The 9,318-nt window shown below is 63.3% G+C and carries 9 protein-coding genes; 5 read left to right on the forward strand and 4 right to left on the reverse strand.

The window, feature by feature from the left end; all coding sequences use genetic code 11:
• A partial coding sequence (locus tag V7116_RS19640; RefSeq protein WP_324393668.1) for an ABC transporter ATP-binding protein/permease occupies positions 1-1,047 on the reverse strand: 1,047 nt, incomplete at its 3' end.
• Positions 1,048-1,246: 199 nt separating this feature from the next.
• Between V7116_RS19640 and V7116_RS19645 the strand changes: the two genes are divergently transcribed.
• The 4 genes from V7116_RS19645 to mltG all read left to right on the forward strand — a co-directional run bounded on the left by V7116_RS19645 (position 1,247) and on the right by mltG (position 5,929).
• Positions 1,247-2,788: a baseplate J/gp47 family protein gene (locus V7116_RS19645; RefSeq protein ID WP_324393669.1), complete on the forward strand. Its 1,542-nt coding sequence runs from the start codon at positions 1,247-1,249 to the stop codon at positions 2,786-2,788.
• A gap of 5 nt (positions 2,789-2,793) precedes the next feature.
• On the forward strand, positions 2,794-3,255 hold the full coding sequence (gene ruvX, locus V7116_RS19650) for a Holliday junction resolvase RuvX (RefSeq protein WP_324393670.1): 462 nt from the start codon (positions 2,794-2,796) through the stop codon (positions 3,253-3,255).
• A gap of 81 nt (positions 3,256-3,336) precedes the next feature.
• The gene (locus V7116_RS19655; protein ID WP_324393671.1) at positions 3,337-4,509 is read left to right on the forward strand and encodes a hypothetical protein; all 1,173 of its coding nucleotides are present in this window, start codon (positions 3,337-3,339) and stop codon (positions 4,507-4,509) included.
• 265 nt (positions 4,510-4,774) lie between these two features.
• Positions 4,775-5,929: an endolytic transglycosylase MltG gene (gene mltG, locus V7116_RS19660; RefSeq protein ID WP_324393672.1), complete on the forward strand. Its 1,155-nt coding sequence runs from the start codon at positions 4,775-4,777 to the stop codon at positions 5,927-5,929.
• A gap of 52 nt (positions 5,930-5,981) precedes the next feature.
• On the opposite strand, the gene V7116_RS19665 is transcribed toward mltG, so the two are convergent.
• The 3 genes from V7116_RS19665 to V7116_RS19675 all read right to left on the reverse strand — a co-directional run bounded on the left by V7116_RS19665 (position 5,982) and on the right by V7116_RS19675 (position 8,371).
• On the reverse strand, positions 5,982-6,353 hold the full coding sequence (locus tag V7116_RS19665) for an iron chaperone (protein WP_324393673.1): 372 nt from the start codon (positions 6,351-6,353) through the stop codon (positions 5,982-5,984).
• 119 nt (positions 6,354-6,472) lie between these two features.
• A complete protein-coding gene (locus V7116_RS19670) occupies positions 6,473-6,955 on the reverse strand; it encodes a DUF4342 domain-containing protein (protein WP_324393674.1) in 483 nt (160 codons plus the stop codon).
• 96 nt (positions 6,956-7,051) lie between these two features.
• Positions 7,052-8,371 (reverse strand): thymidine phosphorylase, encoded by a 1,320-nt coding sequence (locus tag V7116_RS19675; RefSeq protein ID WP_324393675.1) that lies wholly within the window; start codon positions 8,369-8,371, stop codon positions 7,052-7,054.
• Between the two features lie 221 nt (positions 8,372-8,592).
• On the opposite strand from V7116_RS19675, the gene V7116_RS19680 reads away from it, so the two are divergent.
• Positions 8,593-9,318, forward strand: a 726-nt coding sequence (locus V7116_RS19680) for an SH3 domain-containing protein (RefSeq protein WP_324393676.1), incomplete at its 3' end; no start/stop codon positions are given.

Below are 9,318 nucleotides of genomic sequence, written 5' to 3' on the forward strand. Positions count from 1 at the left end.
GCCGTCGTCGTACGCAAAGTGCACGTCCTCGAACGTAATAGTGAAATCGCCCGCCGGGACGGGACGCGTCGCGTCCGGCGCGGCGGCGATGGGCGCGGGCGTTTCGAGCACGGCGAAAATGCGCTGCGCCGCCGCGATGCCGTCCATGCCCGCGTGGAAGCGCGTGCCGAGCATGCGCAGCGGCAGGTAAAACTCTGGCGCGAGGATCAGCACGAAAAAGGCGTGCTCGAAGCTGATGTGGCCGTAGAGCAGGCGCAGGCCGATCTCGACGGCGATGATCGCCACGCTGATGGTGGAGATCAGTTCCAGGGCGAGCGCGGATAGGAACGCGATACGCAGCACGTCCATCGTCGCCGCGCGGAAGCGATCGCTGACGTCGGCGATGGTGCGGCTCTGCTCGCGGCTGCGCCCGAACAGCTTGAGCGTGGTCAGGCCCTGAAGCACGTCGAGAAAGTGGGCGCTGAGGCGGGTGAGGGCGCTGAACTGCTTCTTGGCGCGCACGCCGGTCACGATGCCAATCAGGATCATGAAAAACGGGATCAGCGGGGCGGTGAGCAGCATCACCACGCCGGACAGCAGATCCGTGGGGAAGACGAACAGCAGAATGCTGAATGGCAGCAGCAGTGACAGCGCTAACTGCGGCAGGTACTGACGAAAATAGTCGTCCAGCCCTTCCACGCCGCTGAGGGCTGTCGCCGCCAATTCGCCGGTCCGCTCACCGCGCGTATAGGCGGGGCCGAGCGCGACGATGTGTGCAAAAAAGTGCTCGCGCAGGCCGGTCTTGATGCGCCCGGTGAAGCGCTGGGCCGTAATGTCGGCCAGTCCCAGTGTGACAGCGCGCGCGGCGACGATACCCAGCAGCGCCAGCAGCCAGGTGCGCACGTCCGCCAGCGACGCGTCTTCGAGGAAGGCGCGGTTGATGGTGTGGCTGAGGGCGAAGGCCTGAAGAATGAGCAGGATGCCCGCGAGAAAACTCAGCGCCGTGCTGAGAATGAGCAGGCGGCGCACGGGGGCGATCAGGGCGAGTAGGCGTTTGTCGAGATTCATATGATTAATATCTTCTGTATGCGAGCGCGCGACGATTATGCGGCGCGGAGCAGGGCACGTCAAGTGTGGTTTGCGGCCTGAGAATGGTCTGGCTGTGCCTCGATGTCCGGTATGCTGCCGCCTGATTTCCCCCTGCACATAGAAGATAGCACGCTCTGAAGATAGCCGCCGCGCCAATCCTGGTGTACCATACCGGCCTATGGAAAATCGCCTTCAACTCCTTCACCTGGAACCCGACGACGACGCGGCGTCGATCCGCGACCGCCTGACCTTCGTCAAGGCGCGATTCGTGCTGCTGGTGTGGCCCGATGCGGGCGACGTGCTGCAGCGCAAGCTCGACCTGCTGCTGGTGCAGCGGCAGGCGCAGCGGTTGGGGATCGCGCTGGCGCTGGTTACGGCGGATCGCGCGGTGATCGGCAACGCGGACGAGCTGAATATCTCCGTGTTCGACAGCATCGATCTGGCGCGGCACGGGCGCTGGAAAAAACCGCGTAACAAGGTTTTTGTGCCCCAGCGCGACCTGGAAGCGCAGATGGCGCTGGCCGAAGAAGTGCTGCGCCAGCGCGAAGCGATGATGTATACGCCGGAAGAACTGCGGCGGCGGCGCGTGGGCCGCTGGCTGGCGTTCGGCGCGGCGATGGTGGCGCTGCTGGCGTGTGTGTACCTGATCGCGCCCAGCGCAATAGTGACCGTCTCGCCCGCGACGGACCAGATTTTCGTGCGCGTGCCCATCGTGGCCGATCCCGCATTGACCGACATCGACGTGGAAGGCGCGCGCGTGCCGTCGTCGGTGATCGAGCAGGAATCGACGGCGCGCGTCACGGTGCAGACGTCCGAGCGGGAGAGCGTCGGGGCGTCGCTGGCACAGGGGATCGTCGTGTTCGGCAATACGACCGACCAGCCGGTATTTTTGCCGCTGGGGACGGTCGTCGCCACGGACGAGGTGATCCCGGTGCGGTTCGAGACGACCGCCGAAACGACGCTGCCCGCCGGGACCAATTCGACGGTCAACGTGCCGATCCGCGCGGCGGCGGAGGATGCGGGCGCGGATGGCAACGTGGGGCCGGGCGAGATCGTGGTGGTCGAGGCGGACTTTGCGGATCGCGTCACGGTCAGCAATCCGAACGCGACGTATGGCGGGGCCACGCAGGAGCGCGGGATCGTCACGCAGGCGGATTACGACCGGCTGCTGGTCTTGGGACGGCAGCAGGTATTGCAGAACGCGCGCGATACGCTGCTGCACCAGCTTTCGGGCGAGCAGTTCCTGGTTCCCGGCTCGGTGCAGATCGTGGACGAGCGCACGGAGTGGACCGTGTACAGCGCGTTCGTGGGTGACACGGCGGACAGCGTGACGCTGGACCTGCGCGCCGGAGTGCAGGCGGTGGTGGTGGACGAGCGGCAGGCGCGGCAGGTGGCGTATACGGGGCTGGCGCCGTACATCCAGCCGGGGCTGGAAGTGTCGCCGGACGCGCTGACGATTTCGCTGGGCGACATCGAGCAGATCGATGCCGACGGGCGCGTGGCGTTCCAGATGGTGGTGGATGGCAAGCTGGCCGTGGCGCTGAGCGCCGACGACGTGCGCGAGCGCGTCGCGGGGGTGAGCGTGTCCGAAGCGCGCCGCCGCTTGGAGCGCGAGTTCGTGCTGGACCCGGAACGCCCGCCGCAGATCGATACGTGGCCGGGGTGGTGGAACCGGCTCCCGGTGCTGCCGGTGCGGATCTCGGTGCGGGTGGTGACGTGATGGGTATGGATAATTTTCCAGGCCGGTTGATCGGTGTGGATTATGGGCTGAAGGTGGTCGGGCTGGCGATCTGCGACCCGACCGGGCTGCTGTCGCGCCCGCTGCAGCTGCTGCATCGCCGCTCGAAGGCGGAGGATTTCGCCGTGATCCAGGGCGTGATCGAGCAGCACCACGCGGCGGGGCTGGTGGTCGGGCTGCCGGAATCGCCGCCGGAGATCACGGTGTACACGCACGCGGATCGCGTCCGGCTGTGGGCGTCGCGGCTGGCGGCGGCGGTCAGCGTGCCGGTGTATCTGTTCAACGAGCGCTACTCGTCGCAGGAGGCGGAAGACATCCTGCGCAGCGAGGGGCGCGACCTGCCGGAGCGCATTGACGCGGTGGCGGCGGCGATCATTTTGCAGGGCTTTCTGGACGCCCGCCGCGAAGGCCTGCCCTGGCCGGATCCGGTCGCCCCGGCGCAGGAGTAGGGAACAGCGGCGATTAAGGAACATTTTTTGATCCGTGCTAATGCGGGATGGTGTACTGGATCCACGGGATAAGGCATAGCGATGACTGGACAAAGTTTTAAGGTGTTGCTGGCAGCGCTCGTTTTTGCATGTGCCCTTGTCTCAAAACCGCAAGGTATGTCCAGCATCACTTTGGCTCAAAATGACTCCGAAAACCTTTCCTACAACGGCAGTCCAGCATGGTCACCTGATGGTAAATTGCTGGCATTTGTCTCCGGGCAGGCGGGGAATTTGGATATCTGGGTAATGGAGTCTGACGGCTCGAATTCCCAGAATTTGACCGAAGATGACCCTGGACCCAATTTCTCGCCTCTTTGGGCGCCGGATGGACAGCTCATTGCCTACATTTCTGCACCCGTAGGGGCGGACTTTTACGATTTGCTATCGGGTACGGCATTTTACGATTTGTGGGTTATGGAACAAGATGGGTCGCATCCGGTTAATCTGACCGCCGACTTCGAGGGGTACTCGGGTGAATATCGTTGGTCGCCAGATGGGAACCACATCGCGTTGATCTCCAACATACCGCTCACGTCCGATGGCTCAAGTGAAGTCAATACGAACATCTGGCTTATGGAACCAGATGGTTCACATCCTGTAAACCTGACTTCGGAAAGCGACATACTTCCGGGCAGCCTTACTTGGGGGCCTGATAGTCGATTGATCGCGTTCACGAGCGCGACGGTGGACCCTGTCCAACGGGACGGAATACGTCTTCTCCAGATCGACGATCCCGATTTGTCTGTTGTTACAAGCAAGCGGAGCGACGTTCAAGTTGCGTGGTCACCTGGGGGCGACGTTCTGGCGGTAACAACGCTGTTGTCGGATGGCAGCGGTTTGTACGATATATGGCGAGTTGACGTCAACGGCCAGAATCTTATCAACCTGACGCCAAACAGCCCTGGATTGGATTGGAATCCGGTCTGGTCGCCGGATGGCCAGTCTCTAGCATTCGAGTCCAGTCGGGATATCCCAGATGGACAGGGCCGTGATGTCTGGGTGATGAGCGCTGACGGCTCAAACGCTGTCAACTTGACAGGAGAGCTGTTTGACTGGAGTATACGGCCCAGTTGGTCTCCAGACGGGACGCGCATAGCGTTCGAGGCATATGAAGACAATGACTTCACAGCTATCGGGATATCCGGAAGATCCGATATCTGGATAATAAACGCCGACGGTTCCAATCCAACGAAACTAACAAGCGACAACAGTTGACAGCAACGCGACCTCACTCCCTGCACTGGGGAAAAGGTAATTCAGGTCAGATCTGTAGGGGCGGGGCTTGCTCCGCCCGGCTTTTCGCTCAACGGGTAGGGTAAGCGCTACACCCTACGGAAAAACGGTAACAAACGCGCGGGGCAGGGCCGTAGCCCAAGCGCCGAATGAGCGGCGAGCGCGGCGCGTGATGAACGAGTACGATCCGGCGAGACAATGACACCTGCCTACATGGGCGGGCCGCATGGAACTTCAGGGAGACGGTATGAACGGGACGGCAGTGCGCGCGATCCTCCTGGCGCTGGTGCTGGGCTGTATGCTGGTGACCTGCACGGCTGCCGGAGGGCTGTACCTCTGGGCGCGGCAGGAAGGGCTGAACCCGGTCAAGGCGATCCAGCTGCGGGTCTCACTGGCGCGCAACGACGACGCGCTCAATACCCCGGCGGGCAGCGATCCCACGATGCGCCGCTTTACGGTGAGTTCCGGTGATTCGGCCAGCATCATCGCGGCGAACCTGCTGGCGGACGGGCTGATCACCGATTCAGCCCTGTTCGTGGACTACGTGGTCTATCACCGGCTGGACGCCGAGCTGGAAGCGGGGACGTATTTCTTGCAGCAGACGCAGACGATCCCACAGATTGCGCGGGCGCTGACCGACGCCGCCTCCGCGACGATTCCGTTCCGCACGCTGGAAGGCTGGCGGCTGGAGGAGATCGCGCAGGTGATCGACTCGAACCCGCTGCTGGACTTCAGCGGCGCGGACTTTATGGCGGTGGTTGGGCCGGGCGGGGCGATCCCGGAGGAATTCAAGGCGCGAGCGGGCATTCCCGACGTGCTCTCGAACGGCAGAGAACCCTCGCTGGAAGGCTTCCTCTATCCCGGCACGTACCAGTTGAAGCCGGGCATCACGCCGGAAGAACTGCGCGACGAAATGCTGGCCGCGTTCGATGCGCACGTGACGCAGGAATTTTACGACGAGGCGGCGGCGCAGGGATTGACGATGTATCAGGTGGTGACACTGGCGTCCATCGTGCAGAAAGAGGCGGTGGACCTGGACGAAGCGCCCGTGATCGCGTCGGTGTACCTGAACCGGTTCCGGCTGCCGATGCGCCTGGACGCCGATCCCACCGTGCAGTACGCGTTGGGGAACACGCGCGACGCGGGCACGTGGTGGCCGAGCATCACGCAGGCGGACTATTACGGGCTGGATGGGCTGCCGAACCAGTCGTACAGCACGTATCTGAACGAGGGCCTGCCGCCGGGACCGATCGCCGCGCCGGGACTGCCCGCGATCCGCGCGGTGATCCAGCCTGCCGAGACGCAGTATTACTACTTCCGGCGCGGGTGCGAAGACGACAACCGGCACGTGTTTTTCACGCTCGACCAGCAGGCCGATCACGCGAATTTCACGTGCAACTGAGCGGTTAGCGGCTCGTTATATGACGGCCTGACGCGGACCCCGCGCCGGGCCGTTATTTTTTCTTTTTCTGCGCCTGCTCTTGCACGCGGAACGCCACGATTTTACGAATCAGCGGCAGGGGGAGCGGCTGGTCGAGCGGGAACTGGACGGCCCCTTTGGACTTTTTGTACGGCGCCAAGTCGTCCTCGAACGCGTCGATGCCGGTAGGCGTCGGGTACAGGCCGATGTGGTGCTTGAACGCCGCGAAGTGGATCAGGTTGCCGTTGAGGGTGAAGGTCGGCATCTGGTACTTGATAGTTTCCTGCGCGGCGGGCGCTTCGTCGTGGACCGCCTGCCGGATGCTGTGCAGACGTTCCTGGATGGCATCAGGGAACTGGGCGATGTACTCGTCGATGGTCTGGGGGGCGGGCTTGTCTGTGTCCATGCGTGCCTCTCCAAAGTAGGGAACATCTCAGCCGGGCGACCGTGGTAAAACCTGCCGGATGTAAAACGAGCGGCCCGGAAAACTCCGAGCCGCTCCGTTCGTGCGCTGCGGAAACGCCGTTACTTCTTGGGGGTGTCTTCTTCGCGCTGCACGTCGATCTTCACGTGCGCGACGAGCGCGGCCAGCGCCCCCAGCGCGGCCATCACCGGCGCGCCCAGCGCCAGGATGCTGCCCGCGACCACGCCAACGGTCAGCGGAATTTCGACCAGATACTTGCCGTCTTCGTCCTTGATGATCAGGCGGCGGACGTTGCCTTCCTGGATGAGTTCCTTCACCCGATCGATGAGCTGGCGCCCCTCGACCTCGATCTCTTCCCAGTACTTGCGGCTGCCTTCCTTGGCCTGATCGAACTGCTCTTTGGCCTGGCTGAACGTGTCTTCGGCCTTGCTGCGGGCCTGACTGGCGGCATCGCGCACCTGGCTGGCGGCTTCTTCGGCTTTACTGCGGGCTTCGCTGGCGGTGGCCTCGGCGCGATCCTTCGCCTGATTGGCGGTTTCCTCGATCTTTTCCGTGGCGTCGTTCAAATTCGGGTTGTCGCTCATGAACAGCACTCCTTCTATTACCGCTAACGTCTTGAGAGCATAGTCGATGTACTTAACAGTACGAAGCAGGTTCATTTTCGTTGCTCCTGTACTCGATCATTCTCCGTAGATCGTATCATAGAACATCGGCAATGCCTCCTGCGGCTGAGGGGAAATCGAGAGCGCCTGATCGAGCAGCGCACGGGCGCGGGCGAGGGTGTCGTCGTTGGCGGCATGCACCGTGAAGATCGTGCTGTCCGCCGCGACTTGATCGCCCACTTTGATGTGCACCTCGACGCCCACCGCCGGATCGACCGCGTCGCCCTTGCGCGCGCGGCCCGCACCCAGCTCCAACGCCGCCTGTGCGACGAGCAGCGCGTTCACCTGCGCGATGGTGCCCGCCTGTGTGGCCGGGATCGACACGGTGATCGGGGCCTGGGGCAGTCTGGCCGGGTCATCGACCACGCGCACGTCGCCGCCCTGGGCTGCAACCAGCTCGCGGAACTTGTCGAAGCCGCGCCCGCTGTCGAGTAGCTCGGTCAGTTCGGCCATCGCATCCGGCAGGGCGTTGGGGGAGATGTCCTGTCGTCCCAGGCGGACCATGTGCCCGGCCACGACGAGGCAGTGTTCGCGCAGGTCGGTGGGACCGCCGCCGCGCAGCGTCTCGATGGCCTCGCGGACTTCGATTGCGTTGCCGACCGTCGCGCCGAGCGGCTGGTTCATATCCGAGAGCAGCGCGACCATCTTGCGCCCGGCGGTCGTGCCGATATCGACCATGATCTGCGCCAGGGCGCGCGCTTCGTCCAGGTCGTGCATGAACGCGCCGATGCCCACTTTGACGTCGAGCACGATCGCGTTCGCGCCCGCCGCAAGCTTCTTGCTCATGATGCTGCTGGCGATCAGCGGCAGGCTGGAAACGGTCGCGGTGACGTCGCGCAGGGCGTAGATCGCGCCGTCGGCGGGGGCGAGGCTTTTGGTTTGCCCGGCCAGCACGATGCCGTGCTCGCGCACCTGCTGCATAAATTCGTCGTCGGTGAGGGTGACGCGGTAGCCGGGAATCGATTCGAGCTTGTCGAGCGTGCCGCCGGAGAAGCCGAGTCCGCGCCCGCTCATTTTGGCGACGGGGATGCCTGCCGCCGCCACCAGCGGCAGTACCACCAGCGAGACTTTATCGCCCACGCCGCCGGTCGAGTGCTTGTCCACGGCGTAGGGAATGATCGGAGACAGGTCAAGCTGCTCGCCGCTGCGGGCCATCGTCTGCGTGAGATCGACCGTTTCACGGTGGGACATGCCGCGCAGGTAGACGGCCATCAACCATGCTGCCATCTGGTAATCGGGGATGTCGCCCCGGGTGAAGCCATCCACGATCCAGCGAATTTCCTCCGTGGAAAGTTCGCCGCCGTCCCGCTTCGTGGCAATGACATCTGTTGCGCGCATCACGTTGTCCTTCGTAGCAAAAAATCCAAGTATCCGCGTGCGCGGAGTATAGCACAAGGCGCGGCGAGGGTTGTAGCGCGAGCGTGCGGCGACTCTAGTCTTGAGCGCAACGAGACTCATTATCAACATTCATAAATTTTTCACGAGATAGTGTTTACTTTGTCGCTTTCAGATCTATATACTGAGGGTGATCTGTTCCCATTCACAAAGGAAGCTGCTTGATGAATTTTCTCCGTAAACTGTTTGTGCTGGCATCCGTGCTGGTGCTGTGTGCCGCCGTGGGGGGCAGCGTCTATGCACAGTCGGACGAGCCGGTGTCGTACGAAAACGCGCTGTTCAGCCTCCAGGTACCTGGATCGCTGGCGCTGCAGGAAGAAACGGACACCTCGGTGCTTTACGCCGGGGACGGTACGATGCTCTCTGTGACGCAGACCTCGCTGCCCGACGGTGCGGGCGAGTGGCTGGCGGCGGCAGGGGATGCGCCGGGCCTGCTGCTGGCGAGTCTGATGCAGACCGCACTGCCCGGAGGCTACGCTGTGTCGGCGGCGTGCGCGGACGTGTTGGGAATGCCGTGCGTGGACTTCACCGATATGAGCCACGGCGACTCGGTTGTGCGGCAGGTGAGCGCCTTCGCGCCGGATGGCATGGAATACGTGATCGCATTTACCGCGCCGGATGCGGAAGCGCTGGCGCAGCTCAACCCGGACGCGGTGCTGACCTCGTTCCACCTGTTAAACGCCGAAGACGCGCCGGTCCTGATGGATGCCGAGGTGCAGTTCAAAGTCACCGCGAACAGCGCCATGAACGTGCGCGACTGCGCCGCGACGACCTGCGGCGTGGTGGGGCAGACGACGGCGGGCCAGACGCTTGAGGTGATCGGCGAGGACGCGGACTGGTACCAGATCTTATGGGAAGACGGCACGGCCTATGTTGCGTCGTGGCTGACC

Source organism: Aggregatilinea sp., from assembly GCF_036822615.1.
Taxonomy (GTDB): domain Bacteria; phylum Chloroflexota; class Anaerolineae; order Aggregatilineales; family Aggregatilineaceae; genus Aggregatilinea.

What these genes read in the sequence shown, in the direction of transcription:
- V7116_RS19645 (WP_324393669.1), top strand. Translation starts at nt 1,247, where the DNA reads ATGGAAAATCGCCTTCAACTCCTTCACCTGGAACCCGACGACGACGCG.
- ruvX (WP_324393670.1), top strand. Translation starts at nt 2,794, where the DNA reads ATGGATAATTTTCCAGGCCGGTTGATCGGTGTGGATTATGGGCTGAAG.
- V7116_RS19655 (WP_324393671.1), top strand. Translation starts at nt 3,337, where the DNA reads ATGACTGGACAAAGTTTTAAGGTGTTGCTGGCAGCGCTCGTTTTTGCA.
- mltG (WP_324393672.1), top strand. Translation starts at nt 4,775, where the DNA reads ATGAACGGGACGGCAGTGCGCGCGATCCTCCTGGCGCTGGTGCTGGGC.
- V7116_RS19665 (WP_324393673.1), bottom strand. Translation starts at nt 6,353, where the DNA reads ATGGACACAGACAAGCCCGCCCCCCAGACCATCGACGAGTACATCGCC.
- V7116_RS19670 (WP_324393674.1), bottom strand. Translation starts at nt 6,955, where the DNA reads ATGAGCGACAACCCGAATTTGAACGACGCCACGGAAAAGATCGAGGAA.
- V7116_RS19675 (WP_324393675.1), bottom strand. Translation starts at nt 8,371, where the DNA reads ATGCGCGCAACAGATGTCATTGCCACGAAGCGGGACGGCGGCGAACTT.